Source organism: Rhodoferax sp. P2_H8_2 (genome assembly GCF_056403235.1).
This window is the reverse complement of record NZ_JBFUFW010000009.1, coordinates 80691-99958: the sequence shown is the minus strand read 5'-3', so window position 1 is coordinate 99958 and position 19268 is coordinate 80691. Positions and strand designations below refer to the sequence as shown.

At 61.1% G+C, this 19268-nt stretch carries 15 protein-coding genes and 2 riboswitches; of the genes, 12 read left to right on the top strand and 3 right to left on the bottom strand.

Annotation, left to right across the window (positions count from 1 at the left end):
• The first annotated feature begins 1 nt into the window (after position 1).
• Together AC1DV6_RS15405 and AC1DV6_RS15400 are read left to right on the top strand one after the other, a co-directional pair.
• Positions 2 to 1693, top strand: coding sequence for an electron transfer flavoprotein-ubiquinone oxidoreductase (locus tag AC1DV6_RS15405; RefSeq protein ID WP_477978902.1), 1692 nt, complete (start codon positions 2 to 4; stop codon positions 1691 to 1693).
• Entirely contained in the window at positions 1694 to 2419 is a 726-nt protein-coding gene (locus AC1DV6_RS15400; RefSeq protein WP_477978900.1) for an AsmA family protein, read from the top strand.
• 81 nt (positions 2420 to 2500) lie between these two features.
• Here AC1DV6_RS15400 and AC1DV6_RS15395 read toward each other — a convergent pair whose 3' ends face one another.
• On the bottom strand, positions 2501 to 3217 hold the full coding sequence (locus tag AC1DV6_RS15395; RefSeq protein ID WP_477978898.1) for a lysophospholipid acyltransferase family protein: 717 nt from the start codon (positions 3215 to 3217) through the stop codon (positions 2501 to 2503).
• A 93-nt stretch (positions 3218 to 3310) separates the two neighbouring features.
• Between AC1DV6_RS15395 and AC1DV6_RS15390 the strand changes: the two genes are divergently transcribed.
• The 3 genes from AC1DV6_RS15390 (at position 3311) to AC1DV6_RS15380 (ending at position 6371) form a co-directional block, all read left to right on the top strand.
• A complete protein-coding gene (locus AC1DV6_RS15390) occupies positions 3311 to 4411 on the top strand; it encodes a hypothetical protein (RefSeq protein WP_477978896.1) in 1101 nt (366 codons plus the stop codon).
• 116 nt (positions 4412 to 4527) lie between these two features.
• The gene (locus AC1DV6_RS15385; RefSeq protein ID WP_477978894.1) at positions 4528 to 4902 is read left to right on the top strand and encodes a BlaI/MecI/CopY family transcriptional regulator; all 375 of its coding nucleotides are present in this window, start codon (positions 4528 to 4530) and stop codon (positions 4900 to 4902) included.
• Entirely contained in the window at positions 4899 to 6371 is a 1473-nt protein-coding gene (locus tag AC1DV6_RS15380) for a M56 family metallopeptidase (RefSeq protein WP_477978892.1), read from the top strand. Before AC1DV6_RS15385 ends, AC1DV6_RS15380 begins: the two co-directional genes overlap by 4 nt.
• A 78-nt stretch (positions 6372 to 6449) precedes the next feature.
• Here the strand turns inward: AC1DV6_RS15380 and AC1DV6_RS15375 are convergent, their stop codons facing one another.
• Positions 6450 to 6815 (bottom strand): RNA recognition motif domain-containing protein, encoded by a 366-nt coding sequence (locus AC1DV6_RS15375; RefSeq protein WP_477978890.1) that lies wholly within the window; start codon positions 6813 to 6815, stop codon positions 6450 to 6452.
• Positions 6816 to 7062: 247 nt separating this feature from the next.
• Positions 7063 to 7165: riboswitch (glycine riboswitch) on the top strand.
• Between the two features lie 21 nt (positions 7166 to 7186).
• Positions 7187 to 7305: riboswitch (glycine riboswitch) on the top strand.
• 64 nt (positions 7306 to 7369) lie between these two features.
• On the opposite strand from AC1DV6_RS15375, the gene gcvT reads away from it, so the two are divergent.
• The 7 genes from gcvT (at position 7370) to AC1DV6_RS15340 (ending at position 17938) form a co-directional block, all read left to right on the top strand.
• A complete protein-coding gene (gcvT, locus tag AC1DV6_RS15370) occupies positions 7370 to 8521 on the top strand; it encodes a glycine cleavage system aminomethyltransferase GcvT (RefSeq protein WP_477978888.1) in 1152 nt (383 codons plus the stop codon).
• 30 nt (positions 8522 to 8551) lie between these two features.
• Positions 8552 to 8923 carry a glycine cleavage system protein GcvH gene (gcvH, locus tag AC1DV6_RS15365; RefSeq protein WP_477978886.1) on the top strand — a complete coding sequence of 124 codons (372 nt, stop codon included), beginning with the start codon at positions 8552 to 8554 and terminating at the stop codon, positions 8921 to 8923.
• 97 nt (positions 8924 to 9020) lie between these two features.
• Entirely contained in the window at positions 9021 to 11924 is a 2904-nt protein-coding gene (gcvP, locus tag AC1DV6_RS15360) for an aminomethyl-transferring glycine dehydrogenase (RefSeq protein ID WP_477978884.1), read from the top strand.
• A 24-nt stretch (positions 11925 to 11948) separates the two neighbouring features.
• A complete protein-coding gene (locus AC1DV6_RS15355; protein WP_477978882.1) occupies positions 11949 to 13340 on the top strand; it encodes an L-serine ammonia-lyase in 1392 nt (463 codons plus the stop codon).
• A gap of 25 nt (positions 13341 to 13365) precedes the next feature.
• Positions 13366 to 14979 (top strand): diguanylate cyclase domain-containing protein, encoded by a 1614-nt coding sequence (locus AC1DV6_RS15350; protein ID WP_477978880.1) that lies wholly within the window; start codon positions 13366 to 13368, stop codon positions 14977 to 14979.
• A 141-nt stretch (positions 14980 to 15120) separates the two neighbouring features.
• Complete coding sequence (locus tag AC1DV6_RS15345) at positions 15121 to 15561, top strand: hypothetical protein (RefSeq protein ID WP_477978878.1); 441 nt, start codon at positions 15121 to 15123, stop codon at positions 15559 to 15561.
• Positions 15562 to 15664: 103 nt separating this feature from the next.
• Complete coding sequence (locus AC1DV6_RS15340) at positions 15665 to 17938, top strand: patatin-like phospholipase family protein (RefSeq protein ID WP_477978876.1); 2274 nt, start codon at positions 15665 to 15667, stop codon at positions 17936 to 17938.
• A gap of 55 nt (positions 17939 to 17993) precedes the next feature.
• Here AC1DV6_RS15340 and AC1DV6_RS15335 read toward each other — a convergent pair whose 3' ends face one another.
• Positions 17994 to 19220 (bottom strand): MFS transporter, encoded by a 1227-nt coding sequence (locus tag AC1DV6_RS15335; protein WP_477978874.1) that lies wholly within the window; start codon positions 19218 to 19220, stop codon positions 17994 to 17996.
• Between the last annotated feature and the right edge of the window lie 48 nt (positions 19221 to 19268).

The window sequence follows — 19268 nt, the reverse complement described above, 5'->3', positions numbered from 1 at the left end:
CATGACCAACCAGGAAATTCTGGCCCAATTCGGCCCCCGTGAATCCATGGAATACGACGTTGTGGTCGTCGGTGGAGGCCCCGGTGGCTTGGCAACCGCCATCCGCCTGAAACAACTCGCCGCCGAAAAGGGCACCGACGTCTCCGTCGTCGTGCTCGAAAAAGGCTCCGAGCCCGGCGCGCACATCCTGTCTGGCGCCATCATGGACCCGATTGCGCTGACCGAGCTCTTCCCCAACTGGAAAGAAATGGGCGCCCCGCTGAACCAGCCGGTGGTCGACGATGCTTATGTGTTCCTCGGCGAAAAGGCGGCCTTCCGCGTCCCCAACATCTTCCTGCCTCCGTTCGCGCACAACGATGGCAACTACATCATCAGCCTGGGCGCGTTGACCAAATGGCTGGCCGAACAGGCCGAAGCGCTGGGCGTGGAAATCTTCCCCGGCTTCAGCGCCGCCGAAGTGCTCTACAACGACAACGGCTCTGTCAAAGGCGTTGCCACTGGCAACTTGGGTATCGGCAAAGACGGCGAACCCACCGAGAACTTCCAGCTCGGCATGGAGTTGCTGGGCAAATACACCGTGTTTGCCGAAGGCGCGCGCGGCCATCTGGGCAAGCAACTGATTTCCAAGTTCAAGCTCGACGAAGGCCGCGACCCGCAAAGCTGGGGCATTGGCATCAAGGAACTGTGGGAGATTGACCCTTCGCGCCACAAGCCAGGCTTTGTGATGCACACCGCCGGCTGGCCCATGGAATCCGACACCTACGGCGGCGCCTTCCTGTACCACCTCGAAGGCAACAAGATTGCGCTCGGCTTTGTGACTGGCCTGGGCTATTCCAACCCCTACCTCAGCCCGTTTGAAGAATTCCAGCGCTGGAAGACGCACCCGAACGTGCGCTACTACTTTGAAAACGACAAGGGCGAAGTGACCGCGAAGCGCCTGGGCTATGGCGCACGCGCGATCAACGCCAGCGGCATCAATGCATTGCCCAAGACCGTGTTCCCCGGTGGCGCGCTGATTGGCTGCAACGCGGGCTACCTGAACGTGGGCCGCATCAAGGGCAGCCACGCCGCGATCAAGACCGGCATGCAGGCCGCTGAAGCCGCCTACGACGCTGTGCTCGCTGGTCGTCAGCATGATGAACTCACCGCTTACCCCGAAGCCTTTGAGAAGAGCTGGTTGCGCAAAGAGCTGCACAAGGACCGCAATTTCAAGAACTGGTTCAAGTACGGCCTGACCGTTGCAACGCTGATGAACGGCTTTGAGCAGTTCGTGCTGCGCGGCCACATCCCGTGGACCCTGCGCCGCACCAAGCCCGATTACGCGTACCTGAAGCCCGCAGCCGAGTGCACGCCCATCGTTTACCCCAAGCCCGATGGCAAGCTGACCTTTGACAAACTCTCCAGCGTGTTCATCAGCAACACCAACCACGAAGAGCAGCAGCCCGCGCATTTGACGCTGAAGGATGCGGCCGTGCCCGTTGCCATCAACCTCGCCAAGTACGCCGGCCCTGAGGCGCGCTACTGTCCGGCCGGTGTGTACGAGTTTGTGAAGAACGAAGACAACACGGACCGTCTGCAGATCAATGCGCAAAACTGCGTGCACTGCAAGACCTGCGACATCAAGGACCCGACGCAAAACATCGTCTGGGTCACGCCCGAAGGCGGCGGTGGGCCGAACTACGCAGGGATGTAATTGAATTTAAAGCGCATCGCACTCGTCGCCGCGCTGCTGGTCTTTGTGGCCGTGGCGGCAGGGGTGTGGTGGCTTTCGCGCAACCTGGACGACATCGCCAAAAGCGCGATCCAGAACTACGGCAGCGCGATGACCGATGCCACGGTCAAGGTTGGCGCGGTGCATCTCTCCCCGACGGACGGCAAAGGCAGCATCCACGATCTGAGCGTCGCCAATCCCAAGGGCTTCAAGACGGCGCACGCGCTGCAGGTCGGCAAGATCGAGGTGGACGTGGACATCGCGACCGTCACCGATAAAGTCATTGTTATCCGCCGCATCGCCATCGAAGCGCCCGACGTGGTCTATGAAAAAGGCGAAAGCCTGACCAACTTCGACGCGCTGTTGCGCAACATCTCGGTCTACATCGGCGAGACCACGCCAGCCGTTTCTGGCAAGAGCAGTGGCAGAAAGCTGATCGTCGATTCCCTAACCATCCGCGGCGCCCGCGCCCACGCGATTGCGCCTGCCTGGAGCAGCAAGACAGCGGACGTCGACTTGCCCGACATCACGCTGAAAAACATTGGCCGCGGGCAAGGCGGCGTCACGCCGGGTGAGCTCGGCGGCATCGTCGCCAACGCGATCCGCTCGCGCCTCGTCGCTTCCATCAGTTTCGAGCGCATGCTGCAGTCCACCGGTCAAATGCTGGACAAAGCAGGCGCGGCCATCAAGGGCTTGTTCGGCAAGTAGGATTGGGGGCCAAATCGGCCTCTGATGCCCGCAGAATGTGCGTAAGCAGCTACTGAAACGATAGCAATCCGCAAACGGCATTCACGCCGTCTGCGCGTCCAGCTCCGCAATACACGCCACCATCTGCGCCCGGCAACGCTCCATCAGCGCGGGCATGTCGTCCAGCGTCAGGCCCTCGGTGGGGATGGGCGGCAAGGCGCGAATGCGCAGCTTGCCGCTGTGCCAGCTGTTCAGCCGCATGTCGCGCTTGTAGTTGCTGGTGCACAGCGGCACGATGGGCACGCCCGCGTTGATCGCCATCTGGAACGCACCCTTCTTGAACGGCAGCAGGCCTTGGCCCAGATTGCGCGTGCCTTCGGGGAACACCAGGATCGATGTGTCTTCGTGCTGCATCACATCGGTGGTCTTGAGCATCGCTTCTTTCGCCTTTTGTGCATTGCCGCGGTCCAGCAGCACATTGCCCGCCAACCAGTACACCTGGCCGAAAAACGGAATCCACTTCAGGCTCTTCTTGCCAATCGTCACCGTGCGCCGCGGCACGATGCTGCCCAAGATGAACAGGTCGTAGTTGGACTGGTGGTTGATCACCAGCACATACGGATTGGGCATCGCCATCAGATCGTCTACCTCCCAATGCGGCTGCAAACCCATGATGCGTATCGCGGGCAGCGAATAGACGCGGCCAAAGATGCGGCTGTTGTCGCGGTTGCGGGGGCGGAAGATGCCAATCAACAGGTTGAGGCAACTGGCGATGAGAAAGTGGAGTCCCAGCAGGATGTGTCGGAAAAAATGGAGCATTTGCAAAATCGATCGCAGTTTGCAGAGGAAATCCTGCTAAAACCGTCGCTGTTGCGCCCAATCATATTGAATTCAGGTACAGGTAAATCCGACATGCTTCTCTTTGACGCCATCAATACCAAATTCAAATCCGTCGTCGCCCATCTTCAGCATGCCAGCCGCACGGAGCGCAGCGCCGAGCTGTACAACGAATGCATCGAATCCATGGAGCTGGCCAATTCCATGGGCGACGATGCCGCCTTCATCCTGATCGCGCAAACCTTCGGCCTCGTCATCGACCAGGCGGGCTACTCGGAAGAGTCCATCGCATGGCTCAAGGACGCGCAAGCCCGGGCCGAGCGCATGGCCGAGCCGGATGAGCAGGCGCACCTGTTGCACCTGATTGGCCGGGCCTACTACTCGCGCGGCGAATACCACGTGGCGCTGGAACACTGGGCCAGCGGCATGAAGATCGCCCGCGCCTGCGATGACTACATCAACTGGGCCTGGTGCAAGCTGGGCATCGGCCAGATCTGCGACGCGCTGGATGCCACTGCGCTCGCGGTGCAGGTGTTCTCGGAGCTGGGTGCATCGCTGGACACGCTCGATGGCTCGGAGCGCCGCCTGCCCGTCAGCCAGCGCGCGCGCTTCCTGATGCGCCTGGGCGAGCTGCGGGTTATCAACACCGTCAACTTGGCTGTCAACGAACTGCGCCTGGGCCTGCATGACAGCGCCTTGCGCAAGTTTGAAGCCGCACGCGCCCAGGCCCACGCGCAAGGCCTGGAAGACATCGCCGCCGAATGCGATGTGCGCATCGCGGAGGTTGCCGCCGAGAAAGGCGACTCGAAGCGCGCCCTCGAATTGCTGGAGCCCGCAGAGCGCGCCTTGGAGGCCTGCCACCACCATTGGGGCCTGGCCACCATGTTCCTGCTGCGCGCTCGCTGTCAGGCCGCGCGCACCGATTTCAAAACGGCCCTGCAGTCAGCGCGGCAAGCCGAGGCAGCAGCGGTCAAAGCCAACGCCACCCACATCTCGCTGCGCATCGAGCTCCAGATATCGGAGATTGCAGAGAAGACCGATGACCTGCCGCTGCAAGTGGCGGCCCTCAAATCCGCCATCCAGTTGAAAGCGGCTCTGGAACAAGGCAGTCGGAATCAGACGCTAAGGGCGCTACGGGAACTGGCGATGGTGCGGAATGAGTCAGGCCCTGACTAAAGACTAAAGACGCGCGCGGCAAAGGTCTTGCCGCAATAAAGCTCAGAAAGTTCTTGACAACATTGTTTACATGCGTAAACATTGGCATCAATTACACATGTAATTGAAAGAACGCAATGGACAGTAGCATCTCAATCAGCGAAGCCGAATCCGTGGTGATGGAAGTCCTCTGGGGCCGGCACCCGCTGGCGGCCGAAGACATCATCGCTGCACTTGGCGAGCAGCAGGAATGGCAAGAGGCGACGATCAAGACGCTGATAAATCGGCTGCTAAAAAAGGGGGCGATCAGTGCCGAGTCACAGGGAAGACGCTATCTCTACGCCCCAGTTCTGCTACGCGAGGACTGGCTGCACTCACAAAGCACGGGTTTGCTGGACCGGCTATTTGACGGTCGGGTTGCCCCGCTGGTAGCGCACTTCAGCAAACACAAAAAGCTAAGCAAACGTGACATCGCGGAACTCAAGAGGCTAATTCAGGAGATGGAAAAATGAGCGACTCCGCATTGCTGCAGCTACTGCAGACGCAGACTGTGATTTGTACAGCCACCCTGCTTTTGGTGCTTTGTGTGCGGATCGCGCTCTTGCGCATGGGTAACCCGATGCTGGCCTACACCAGCTGGTTGATGCTACCGCTCGTAATGGCTGCGGCACAGCTACCGCATCCAGCAGCAGAGCTACCTGTCTTTGGTGTTTCCCTGTCGTCAGTCACTGTCACCTACGGGAACCCAGTGCTGGCTGCACCTGACCTTATCTCTGAGCAGCGCCTTTGGCTGGCGACCTGGCTGGCTGGAGCGGTGATTGGATTCGCCTTGATGATCTGGCAACAGTTGCAATTTCGTTCCACGCTCGGCCCGTTGCAAGCAGTGGGTGTTGCGCGCGTCTACCGGGCCGCGCATAACGCGGCGGGGCCGCTGTTGATTGGCTTGTTTCGCCCCAGGATCGTTGTGCCGGTGGACTTTGCGACTCGCTACACCGCGCAGGAACAGGCTCTGATCCTGGCGCACGAGCAGGTCCACTTGCGGCGCGGCGATCTGTTCGCCAATGCCTTTGCGGCGCTGGTGCAAGTCGTCTTCTGGTTTAACCCGCTGGTTTACTTTGCCGCTGCCCGTTTTCGGTTTGACCAGGAGCTGGCCTGCGACATGGCCGTTATCCAGCAATACCCAACCCAGCGCCAAAGTTACGCCGCCACCATTCTCAAAACCCAAATGTCAGCTTCTCGCCTACCCGTGGGCTGCCACTGGCAAGCCCACCACCCACTCAAGGACCGCATCATGCAATTGACTCGCCCTGTTACCTCACCCGTTCGCCGCACCACCATGCAAGTAATCTTGATGACACTGGCACTATGCAGTGGCTACAGCGCGTGGGCTGTCAGCAACACCGAGACACAGCCTGTTGCGGTGTTGAACCCGCCGCAAGTTCCGAAAGCTGTGCCGGCAGTAGAGGCGCCTGCTCCAGTCACGCCATTGGCAGCGGCGCCTCTGGGCACTGCGTCCAAGCCCATGAAGAAGCCAGTCCCCGCCAAAGCACCGGAACCGCTGGCGCCTACTATTGCCGAATTGGCAAAAGAAGCAGCAACACCAGAACCGGTGGTTACCGCGAATGGCTATGAAGTGGTATTCACGCACGTGGCCACGGAATACGAGTACGACGAACGGAGCAAGTGGTACACCGCCAAGATCAATGTGCCTGTCCTTCCAGGTCGGCCCGTTTCTTTCGGTCTGGGAGTGGACCAGCCGTATGGATGCACCTTCAAACTGGATGTCAAACCGCACCGGGGTGAGACGGGTGCCGCCATGGCCTTTGCCGAACTGCAATTCAAATGCAATGACAGCGAAGAAGCTCCCGGCGCTCCCAAGATCCTGACCAAGCTAGGAACGCCCGCCACAATTCGGATCGGCAAAAAGGACCAGCAACCCACGCACGAATTCACGCTGCTGATTTCGCCCAAGGCCATGTAATTACTGGTTTAGACATGCAGCAGTCGCACGAAAAAAAACCGGCCCTGGAGCCGGTTTTTTTTCACTGAGGTCTAGACCTTAGTAGCGATTGCCACCGCCACCGTAGCCACCGCCACCGCCACCGCCGTAACCACCACCGCCGCCTTCGCGACGACCGCCACCGCCACCAAAGCCGCCACCACCGCCGGTGCGTGGCTCCATTGGGCGGGCTTCATTGACGACCATGTCACGGCCGCCGATGTTCTTGCCGTTCATGCCTTCGATGGCTGCTTGGGCTTCTGCGTCGCTGGACATTTCAACAAAGCCGAAGCCCTTGGAGCGGCCGCTGTCGCGGTCCATCATGACCTTGGCCGACGAGACGGTGCCGAATTCGGAGAAGTTCTGGTTCAGGGATTGGTCATCTACCGAGTAGGAGAGATTGCCGACGTAAAGTTTCTTGCCCATGGTGGGATCTTTCAAAAAAGCGACCACGGTTTTTTGTAAACCGTATGAAGCTGGGGGGAGGAAATAATTCCGGAGTAAAGCTCGCCGCTGGGGGAGTTTGACGACCGGGAAGGCCGAGACTATCGGCCAAAGAGGTGCGGAGCGGCGTGTGAGGTGCCGTAACCGTGTCAGACAACAAATACTGCAAAGGAAAGCAAAATGCAGTAACACGAGGAGTTTACTCCCTGAATCACATCTGCTTTAGAATTCACACCCGTCAGGAGAGAGTTTCCCGTGAGGAAGCCGCCGAAGGCGCAGGATTGCTGATTGCAGCGGTCTGAACGCTCAGGCAAAAGGACTGACCAGCGTTGACATCCCTCACCCGGAGTTGACGTTTCCCCACTGGAGAGAGGCTGCATGCGTTGCAGCCCACCGAAGGAGCAAACCGCAGTCTGCGCTTGATGCAGCAGGCCCGGTGAATCTCTCAGGTAAAGCGGACAGTGGGGGCAGCCTCAGGCGGCGTACCATCGTGTGCGCCCCCCGAGATTTGAGTTGCCCCTGCCCCTGGAGACTTCATGTCCGCTCCCTCTGCTGAATCCCTGTTGACCACACCGCTGAACGCGCTGCACATTGAGCTGGGCGCCCGCATGGTGCCCTTTGCCGGCTACTCCATGCCGGTGCAATACCCCGCTGGCCTGATGGCCGAACACCACCACACCCGCAAAGCCGCGGGTCTGTTTGACGTGTCCCACATGGGCCAGTTGCGCCTGGTCGGCCCCGACGCTGCTGCTGCGTTCGAGAGCCTGATGCCGGTGGACGTGATCGACCTGGCCGTGGGCAAGCAGCGCTACGGCCTGCTGTTGACCGACGAAGGCACCATCATTGACGACCTGATGTTTTTCAACAAGGGCGGCAATGAGCTTTTCGTGATCGTCAACGGCGCCTGCAAGGTGGGCGACATTGCACACATCCAAGCCAAGATCGGCAGCCGCTGCGATGTGATCACCATGCCCGAATACGCGCTGCTGGCGCTGCAGGGGCCGCAGGCCGTGACCGCCCTCTCCCGTCTGGCTCCCGGCGTTGAAAAGCTGGTATTCATGACCGGCGGCAATTTCACGATCAACACGGACACGCAAAAGATCGATGTATTCCTGACCCGCAGCGGCTACACCGGCGAAGACGGGTTTGAAATCTCCGTGCACAACGACCACGCAGACGCGCTGGCCCGCGCACTCCTGGCGCAACCCGAAGTCAAGCCGATTGGCCTGGGCGCGCGCAACTCGCTGCGCCTGGAGGCAGGCTTGTGCCTGTATGGCAACGACATTGATACGACCACCACGCCGGTCGAAGCCAGCCTGTTGTGGGCCATGCAAAAGGTGCGCCGCGCAGGCGGTGCGCGCGAAGGCGGCTTCCCCGGCGCTACAAAAATCCTAGCTGCTCTCGCAGACCCCGCGCGGCCTGGAGCCCGAAAACGTGTTGGATTGATCGCACAGGAGCGCATTCCAGTGCGTGACCACACCGAGTTGCAGGACGGCAATGGCAACAAGATCGGCGAAGTCACCAGCGGCCTGCTCGGCCCCACCATCGACAAGTGCGTGGCCATGGGCTACGTGGACGCGGCGTTCAGCGCGCTGGACACGCAAGTCGTCGCCATCGTGCGCGGCAAGCCTGTACCGATGTTGGTATCCAGCATGCCCTTTGTCCCCACCAATTATTTCCGCGGTTAATTTTTACTCTTCACTTTTCAGGAGCGCACCATGACGATCAAGTACACACCCGAACACGAATGGCTCAAGATTGATGGCGACACCGCCACGGTGGGCATTACCGTCCACGCGCAGGACGCACTGGGCGACGTGGTGTTTGTGGACCTGCCTGCAGTGGGCACCACCTTCAACGCCAAAGACATTGCCGGTGTGGTCGAGTCCGTCAAGGCTGCGGCTGACGTGTACATGCCCGTCACCGGCGAGATCACCGAAGTGAACGAAGCGCTGCGCGCTGATCCGTCGCTGGCAAACTCCGACCCGCTGGGCACAGGCTGGTTCTTCAAGGTGAAGTTCTCCAACGCTGCCGAGCTGGACGAGCTGATGGACGAAACCAGCTACACCAGCTTCGCTGCGGCTGCTTAAAAGCTCCGTTCGGGCTGAGCCTGTCGAAGCCCTCTCTCTTCACTGTTTCGCCAGCCCTTCGACAGGCTCAGGGCGAACGGTTTGATAGTTTGCCGCCATGTCCACTACACCCACTCTGAAACAACTCGAAAACCCCAGCGAGTTTGTCGCGCGCCATATCGGCATTTCCGTCGCAGACGAAACGCTGATGCTCAAGGCCATTGGCGAGACGTCTCGCCGCACGCTGATCGACAGCATCGTGCCGCGCTCGATCGCGCGCACGACCAAGATGGACATCCCCGCTGCGATTACCGAGGCGGCTGCGCTGGCCGAGCTGAAGGCGATGGCGGCGAAGAACAAGGTGTTCAAGAGCTTCATCGGCCAGGGCTACTACGGCACGCACACGCCCGGCGTGATCCTGCGCAACATCCTGGAAAACCCCGCTTGGTACACCGCCTACACGCCCTACCAGGCCGAGATTTCGCAAGGCCGTATGGAAGCACTGGTGAACTTCCAGACCATGGTTTGCGACCTGACTGGCATGCCCATCGCCAACGCGTCCATGTTGGATGAAGCGACTGCCGCCGCCGAAGCGATGACACTGGCCAAGCGCTCGGTCAAGAGCAAGGGCAATGTGTTCATCGTCAGCGGCGATTGCCACCCGCAAACCATTGAAGTGATCAAGACCCGCGCTGAGCCACTGGGCATTGAAGTGCTGGTGGCGATGAGCGGTGAAGACTGGAACGACTGGACCGCTAACCGCGACTACTTCGCGGTGATGGACCAGTACCCCACGACCAGCGGTGCAATTGGTGACTTCAGCGATGAAGTGAAAAAGGTGCACGCGAAAAACGCCGCCTTCATCCTGGCCGCCGACTTGCTGGCGCTGACGCTGCTGAAATCGCCCGGCGAAATGGACGTGGACATCGTGGTCGGCACAACCCAGCGCTTTGGCATGCCGCTGTGCAACGGCGGCCCGCACGCGGCCTATATGGCTTGCCGCGACGAATACAAGCGCTCGATGCCTGGCCGTCTGGTGGGCGTCAGCATTGATACGCATGGCAACCCGGCCTACCGCCTCGCGCTGCAAACGCGCGAGCAGCACATCCGCCGTGAAAAGGCCACGTCCAATATCTGCACCGCGCAGGTATTGCCCGCCGTTGTTGCCAGCATGTACGCCGTGTACCACGGCCCCGAAGGCCTGACGCGCATCGCCACCCGCGTGGCGACGTTGACCGCGATCACCGCCAAGGGTTTGCAGGCACTCGGCTACACGATGAGCCATCGCGAAACCTTGCTCAGCGCGTTCGACACGCTGTCCATCAAAACCGGCGGCGCTACCAAAGAGATAGCTGCCCGCGCAGTATCCATGGGCGCCAACGTGCAAATCGCCTGGGATGAATACATCCTGCTGTCGCTGGACGAAACGACCACGCGCGACGACGTGGCGCTGATCTGGAGCTTCTTCGCCAAGCCCGGTCAAGCGATTCCTAAGGTTGCCGACTTCGAAGCCGACGCTGCGCCGTTGATCCCGGCCGCGCTGCGCCGCACATCAAAGTTCATGACGCACCCGGTCTTCAACACCTTCCACAGTGAGACCGGCATGCTGCGCTATATCCGCATGCTGTCGGACAAAGATCTGGCGCTGGACCGCAGCATGATCCCGCTGGGCTCGTGCACGATGAAGCTGAACGCGACCAGCGAGATGATTCCGATCACCTGGCCCGAGTTTGCGAACATCCACCCGTTTGCGCCTGCCGACCAGCGCCTGGGTTATACCGAGCTGGACAAGCAACTGCGCGCATGGCTCTGCGCCGCCACCGGCTACGCGGGCATCAGCCTGCAGCCCAACGCGGGCAGCCAGGGCGAGTACGCGGGTCTGCTGGCGATCAAGGGCTGGCACGAGTCGCGCGGCGACAAACACCGCAATATCTGCCTGATCCCAAGCAGCGCGCACGGCACCAACCCCGCCTCCGCGCAGATGGTGGGCATGACGGTTGTCGTCACCAAGTGCGATGACATGGGCAACGTGGACATGGCGGACCTGCAAGCCAAGTGCGAACAGCACAGTGCGAATCTGTCTTGCATCATGATCACTTACCCCAGCACGCACGGCGTGTTTGAAACCTCGGTCAAGGAGTTGTGCGCACTGGTGCACCGCCATGGCGGGCGTGTCTATGTGGACGGTGCGAACATGAATGCACTGGTGGGCGTGGCTGCGCCCGGCGAGTTTGGCGGCGACGTGAGCCACCTGAACCTGCACAAGACATTCTGCATTCCGCACGGCGGCGGCGGCCCCGGTGTCGGCCCTGTGTGCGTGGTGGAAGATCTGGTGCCGTTCCTGCCCGGCCATGCTGCCAGCGGTATTGCTAGCAAGGTGGGCGCAGTCAGCGCAGCACCACTGGGCAACGCGGCCGTGCTGCCTATCAGCTGGATGTACTGCCGCATGATGGGCGCTGAAGGCCTGAAGCACGCGACCGAAGCGGCCATCCTGGCAGCGAACTACATCAGCTCGCGCCTGGCAGACCACTACCCCACGCTGTACGCCAGCGAGAACGGCCACGTGGCGCACGAGTGCATTCTGGATCTGCGCGGTTTCAAGGACACCTGCGGCGTGATGGCCGAAGACGTGGCCAAGCGCCTGATGGACTACGGTTTTCACGCGCCGACACTCAGCTTCCCGGTACCCAACACGCTGATGGTGGAACCCACCGAAAGCGAAACGCTGGCCGAGCTGGACCGCTTCATCAATGCAATGATCGCGATCCGCGGCGAGATTGCCCGCGTTGAAAAGGGCGAGTGGCCGCAAGACAGCAATCCGCTGAAGCATGCGCCACACACTGCCGCCAGCTTGCTGGGCGCCGAGTGGGACCGCGCTTATCCACGTGAGACGGGCGCATTCCCCTTGGCAACGCTGAAGCAAGTGAAGTACTGGCCGCCCGTAGGTCGCGTGGACAACGTCTATGGTGACCGCAACCTGTTCTGCTCTTGCGTGCCGCTGTCGGAATACGCTGAAGCCTGATTGGCTTCTCTCTAAGGAACTGCTGTGGCTGTATCAGTATTTGACCTGTTCAAGATCGGCATAGGCCCCAGCAGCTCCCATACCGTGGGGCCGATGCGGGCTGCGCGGCAGTTCGCGCTGCGGCTGGAGCATGGCGACTTGTTGAAGCAAACCACGCGTATTGAGTGCCGTCTGTACGGCTCACTCGGTGCCACTGGCAAGGGCCACGCCAGCGATGTCGCGATCTTGCTGGGCCTGTGCGGCCATGAGCCGGACGTCGTGGAGATCGACGCGATACCCGGCCTGCTCGCAGGTATCCGCGAATCCAAACAACTGCCGCTACTGGGCACGCACCCCATTGCATTCCACGAGCGCGACGACCTCCTCTTTCTGCGCAACGAAACCCTGCCCTTCCACGCCAACGGCATGCGCTTTACCGCGTTCAACGCGGCTGGTGATGAGCTGGCGAACCGCATTTATTACTCGGTAGGCGGTGGCTTTATCGTCACGGACGAAGTGGCCGCCGATGGCGCGCGCCACAAGGTCATTGCGCCCGACGCAACAGTGTTGCCGCTGGCGTTTACCAGTGGCGATGCATTGCTGGTATTGGCAAAGCGCGAAGGCTTGAGCATTGCGCAAATCATGCGACGCAACGAGCAACACTGGCGCACCGATGCCGAGATTGATGCGGGCCTGCTGCGCATCTGGCAGGTCATGCAAGACTGCGTGAAGCGCGGCTGCGCAACACCGGGCTTTCTGCCCGGCCCGTTCAAGGTCAAGCGCCGCGCGCTGGCGCTGCACCAGGCGCTCACCAGCAACCCCGAAGCCGCACTGCGTGATCCGCTGCAGGTGATGGACTGGGTCAACCTCTACGCGCTGGCTGTCAACGAAGAAAACGCCGCAGGTGGCCGCGTGGTCACTGCTCCCACCAACGGCGCTGCAGGCATCATCCCGGCCGTCTTGCACTACTACAGCCGCTTCGTCTATGGCGCCAATGACAAAGGCGTGATCGACTTCCTGCTGACCGCTGCGGCGATTGGCATCCTCTACAAAGAGAACGCGTCCATCAGCGGTGCCGAAGTCGGCTGCCAAGGCGAAGTGGGCGTGGCCTGTTCGATGGCCGCCGCTGCACTGTGCGCCGTGATGGGCGGCACGCCCGAGCAGGTGGAAAACGCCGCCGAAATCGGCATGGAACACCACCTGGGCCTAACCTGTGACCCGGTAGGCGGGTTGGTACAAATCCCCTGCATCGAACGCAACGCGATTGCGTCGGTCAAGGCGATCAACGCGGCGCGCATGGCGCTGTATGGCGACGGCATTCACCATGTGAGTCTGGACAAGGTCATCAAAACCATGCGCGAAACCGGTGCCGACATGAAGACCAAATACAAGGAAACAGCAAGGGGCGGTTTGGCGGTCAATATCGTCGAATGCTGACCTCTTGCGGCCTTATCATGGCGGCATGAATTTTCGCCGCTTTGCCAACAGCATTGCCACCCGCATCATCTTGATTGGCGTCCTGCTTTTGGTGGCAGGAAATGTGGTGCGTTACTTCACCCTCAGCCACTATCTGCGCGAGAACCTCACCGAAGTGATGGCTGCACAGCAGCTCACGTTGGCCAACTATGTGGCCCGAGAGGTGGACCAGAAGATGGTGGAGCGCCAGACCATGCTCACGCAGCTGGCGGCCACATTGCCGCTGGATTTGCTGCAACAGCCCGCAGCGTTGCAAAGCTGGCTAGCCTTGCGGCACCAATACCAGCCTCTGTTTTCCGAAGGCCTGATGCTGTGCACGCCCGATGGCAAGACCATTGCAGGCTACGCCCGCCAGAGTGACCAGGCTTTGCTGTCCGACAGTGATCAGGATTTGATTCAGCTGGCACGGCATGGAACGCTAGTGACCGGTCGCCCGATTTGGGACAGTGCCACCAAGCAGGCTGTGCTGCCTTTGATGATGCCGGTAAAGGACGCCACGGGCACCGTACGCGCACTGTTGATGGGTGTCACGGCTCTGGCAGCGCCAGGGTTCCTCTCGTTCACCGACCAGGACCGCATCGGCAAACAAGGCGGCATGCTGCTGATTTCTCCGCGTGACAAATTGTTCATCGCGTCCACTGTGCCCAACATGGTGCTCAAGCCCACGCCCGCGCCCGGGGTCAACCTGTTGCACGATCGCGCGATGGAAGGTTTCCGGGGCTCTGGCATTACCGTCAACGCCTTCGGTATTGAAGAAATTTCTGCGATGGCAGCGGTGCCCAGCACAGGGTGGTTTGTCGTGGCCCGCATTCCGACTGATGAGGCCCTCGTTGTCGTTTTACGCACCAAACGGTTTGTGGCAATCAACAGCACGCTAACCTTGATCGCATTTCTGCTGGTCATCAGCATCCTGATGTACTACGTCATTCGCCCGCTGCTGCAGGCCGCCAAGCAGGCGGACCGGATGACGCGCGACGAAATACCGCTGGAGCCCTTGACCGTGGTGCGCCAGGATGAAGTGGGCCATCTGACCGAAGCCTTCAACCGCCTGCTGGAGAAGTTGCGCTCCAGCCAATCGGAGATGGCGCACATGGCACACCACGATGTGCTGACCGGCTTGCCCAACCGCGCGCTACTGGCTGACCGGCTGACGCAAGCGCTGGCACGTGCGAATCGCCAAGGCAGTCGTGTGGCCTTCCTGTGCATGGATCTGGACCATTTCAAGCCTATCAACGACCAACTGGGGCACGCGGCAGGCGATCAGGCGCTGGCCGAAGTGGCGCAGCGCTGGAAGGACATCCTGCGCGAGTCCGACACGCTAGCGCGCGTCGGCGGCGACGAATTCGCCCTGCTGCTGGCCGATCTGGATGCAGACCCACAAGTGGCGCTGCAAGTCGCCACGGCCGTTGCCGCCAAATGCCTGGCCGCGCTGGAACCCGTCTTTATGCTGAAGTCTCAGCCGCGCACGCTCAGTGCCTCCATCGGAATCGCCATGGGGGATGGCTTGCTATCACCACACGCCATGCAAATTGCTGCCGACAACGCCATGTACCAGGCCAAACATGATGGTGGCCAACGCTATCGCGTAGCGCCCGGTTGATTCGCTCCGCGCACCTGCCCTCAGTTGCGCAGTTGCCGCGCCCCTTGGCTACCCCTACGTTAGGCATCGAACAGACCCGCGCTGCAAGCGTGGGCACGCTGCATTCCTGGCGTCGCCTTCTGCGATGCAAAAGGAGTACCGATGAAGTTAACCTCAAGCACCTTTCAGTTTTGTCGCCGCGCAGTGGGCGTGGGCGTGGTGGCGCTGCTCTGCGGGCAAGCGATTGGCGTTGCCGCACAAGACCGCGGTGAAAAGCAGCGGCGCTACGAAGCAGATATCAAAGCCTGTCGTACCGGAAACACGGGGCAGGCCTTTGAATCCTGCATGCGGGAGGCCAAGGCCGTGCTGGCCGAGAAGCCCGGCACCAACCCGACCTTCAGCCCCGAGCAGCTCCAGCGCAATGCATTGCTGCGCTGCGAAGCCCTGGCAGGTGACGAGCGCACCGCCTGCATTGCAAGAATCCGCGGCGCAGGCACGGTCAGCGGTAGCGTTGCCGGAGGCGGCATCCTGCGAGAGCTGGTCACCACAGAAGTAGTGGCCAGCCCACCCCAGCAACCGGCGTCGGCAGGTACGAGCAAGTAGTCCGGGCCAGTGAATGCTATTGTTTCAGTAGCTGCTTACGCACGTTCTATGCGCATCAGAGGCCGAAATGCCTCTGAACTGGATTGCCGATTAGACTTGGGCCATGCCAGTTCGCGCCCTCCTCCTTTTCCTGCTTGCCAGCCTGCTCGGTCCCCACGCTTTCGCCCAACCGGCCAAGAAGCCGCCGCCAGACAACAAGCCCAAAGTCGTCGTCGTGCTGGCGGGCGGCGGCGCGAAGGGGTTCGCGCATCTGGCAGTGCTGCGTCGATTGGAGAAAGATGGCGTGAAGATTTCCCGACTGGTCGGCACCAGCATGGGCGCGGTGATTGGCGGGCTGTATGCCAGCGGCATGTCTACCGATGCGATTGAAAAAGTCATAGGCAACCTGGACCCGGAGAGCGTGGCGCTGGACCAGGTGGAGCGCAAAGACCTCTCCAACCGCGTGCGCGCATACCAGCAGAAGTACCCCGTCAACATCGAGTTTGGCCTGAAGGATGGCGCCCTGACGTTTGCGCGCGGCGTGAGCGACGGACAGCGGTTTTTGACGCTGCTGCAGGAGCTGACCAGCAACGTAGCGCCCAACGGCAGCTTTGACGATCTGAAGATTCCGTTTCGCGCGGTGGCAACGCGCTACCGCGACGGCGGCATGAAGGTGTTTGACCGCGGGCCGCTGCACCTGGCGATTCGCGCCAGCATGGCGGCGCCCGGTGTGTTTGCGCCGGTGGAGATTGAGGGCGAGACCTATGTGGATGGCGGGCTGGTGTCCAACGTACCGGTGGAGGTGGCGCTGGGCGAAGGCGCGGACGTGCTTGTCGTGTCTTACCTGGGCCTCAAGGAGCCGGAGAACCTGTATCTCGCATCCGACAACGCGCTCACGGTCGCCAACCGCATGCTGGACCTGCTGATCACACAAAACGAGCGCCGCAGCATTGCGCTCTTGCGCCCGCAAGACATTCTGGTGAACCCGCAACTGGTCAATGTCGCGTTCGCGGATTTTGGCAAATCAAAGCAAGTCATCATGGTGGGCGAAAGCGCCGTGGCCGAACACGATGCGCAGTTCCAGCAACTGGCGCAAAGCGCCGGCAGCAACAAGCCGCCTGCCTATGGCCCGGCACCCAACTTCCAGCAGCGCGAGATCAAGCTCAGCAGCATCCGCGTGACTGGCAACGTCAATATTCCGGCCCACTACATCGAAGCGAGGCTGGCTGCGCTCAAGGACAAGGAGTACCGCGCCAAGGAAGTCGGCGCGCAGATTGACGACCTGTACACCACGGGCAACTTTGAGCGCATCGACTACCAGTTGCTCCAGGTCAATGACGAGTTTTACGAGCTGGTGGTTGACGTCAACGAGAAACCTTATGGGCCGCATTTCTTCAAGACCAGCCTGGGGCTCTCCTCCGAGTTCGGCGGTACCAACCTGTTCTCGATCGGCATGGGCTACCGCAGGCCATGGCTCACGCCCTCAGGTCTGGAGCTGGGCATAGACGCACGCGGCGGCACGCAGACCGAGCTGGCGGTGCGCCTGTTCCAGCCCATGAGCGAGAACTGGGGTATCAATGTCTATACCTCGTACAACGCCAGCGTGCAGCCGATCTACCGGCCTGACACACTGTTGGCTCAAAAACTGGCGATCTCTACATTGCAAACACAAGAGCTCGGCGCCAATGTGTCATGGAACCTGAGCAAGAACGCCAACATCCGGCTGGGCCTGGTGGCGAACCAATCGCAACTGGGTATAGACACCGCCAAGACGGTGATCTTCACAGACCCGGGTGGCATCAACACCACGTACACGCTGCAAGACCTGCAACTGAGCTTTACCGGTCTCAAAGCCCAGTACACGGCAGACTCGCTGGACTCGCCCACGTTCCCGACGGATGGTTACTTCCTGAATGTGGCGCTGGACCATTCAATATCAGGCACCAAAAACGCCAGTGAGCGCATCAATGCCAAATGGGCCGGGCACATCGGGCCGCACGTCTTCAACGTGGGCGCCAATCTGGGCGCAGACTACATCGACAACTGCGGAAGTTGCATTGCGCCTACCTTGCTGTACCCGCTGTACCTGGGCGGTTTTCAGAGCATGGGAGCATTCCGGCTGGGCCAGTTCAGCGGTGACCGCCTGGCCCATGTGCAGGCCACTTACATGTACCAGTTGGTCAACGTCGGCATATTCCGTTCCCCCACCTATGTGGGCCTGGTGGCCGAGGCGGGCGACGCCTGGATTCATTCCAACACCAGCACCACCAAATACAGCGGCACGCTGTTCCTCGCGCTGGACAGCAAGATCGGCGACATCTATTTGGGTGTAGCCACTGGCAGCGGCGACAACCGCAACATCTTCATGCAGATCGGCAAGCGCTTCAACTTCTGGTAGCGGCCTGCGGCCAATCAGGCCTCAGCCCCTGTACTTTCTCGCGCTATCGAGCAACTTAACGCGTTGCTTGCTGTTTCAATTGCATGAATTTTCGAGCCGGCTCCAACTGACGCCGCTCCAGCCACACGCTCACACCGGCCAGCATCAGGCCCACCAGTGTCAGCAACGCCCCTACCCAGCCCAATGCGCCAAGGCCCAGTGTGCTGGCCACTACTTTCGCCCCCAGCCAGGCGCCTAACGCGTTGCCGAGATTGAAAGCGGCGATGTTCAGACTGGAAGCCATGTTTTGCCCCGCGCCTTCGGCCTGCTGTAGCACCCGCAACTGCAGCGGTGCCACAGTGGCAAAACCGGCCGCGCCCAACAGGCCGGTGAACAGAATGGCGGCCCATGGGGTGTGCAGCGCAAACGTCATCGCGCCCAGCACAGCGGCCAGTGCCACCAGCGTGCCCAGCAACGTGCGCACCAGGTGCTTGTCGGCGAGTTTTCCGCCCAACAGGTTGCCGCCAATGAAACCCGCGCCAAATACGAGCAGGATGGGCGACACCGCTGCCGCACTGAAACCACTGATCTGCGTCAGCAGTGGCTGGATGTAGGTGAACAGTGCGAACACACCGGCAAAGCCAAACACCGTCATCGCCAGACCCAGCAATACCTGGGGTCGGGCCAGCACCTGGATCTCTTCACGGAACGAAGTGCCTTGCGCCGCAGCCTCGTCCTTGGGCACCAGCGCAGCAATCACCGCCAGCGCCAGCACGCCCAAAACGGCCACGGCCCAGAAGGTCGCGCGCCAGCCGAAGTGCAGGCCCAGCCAGGCACCCGCCGGCACACCCAGCAACGTGGCCGCGGTCAGGCCGGTGAACATGATGGAGATCGCACTGGCTTTGCGCTCAGGTGCCACCAAGCTGGTGGCCACCACCGAGCCGACACCGAAGAAGGTGCCATGCGCCAGCGAGGTCAACACGCGCGCGGCCATCAGCAGCTCGTAATTGGGCGCCAGCGCGCAGGCCAGGTTGCCCAGCGTGAACACGGCCATCAGCGCCAGCAGCACCGTCTTGCGCGGCCAGCGGCCGGTCAGCGCGGTCAGCAACGGAGCGCCAGCGAACACGCCCAGCGCATAACCAGAGATCAGCAACCCGGCGGCAGCGATGGATACACCCAGGTCGCTGGACACCTGTATCAGCAGACCCATGATGACAAATTCGGTGGTGCCTATGCCGAAGGCACCGGCGGTCAGCGCGAATAGCGCTGGTGGCAGGCGGTTGGAGGGTGCGGTGGCGTTCATGCTGGGGTTCCAAAAAAGATTGACGCTATGGTCGCGGTTTGCAGTTTT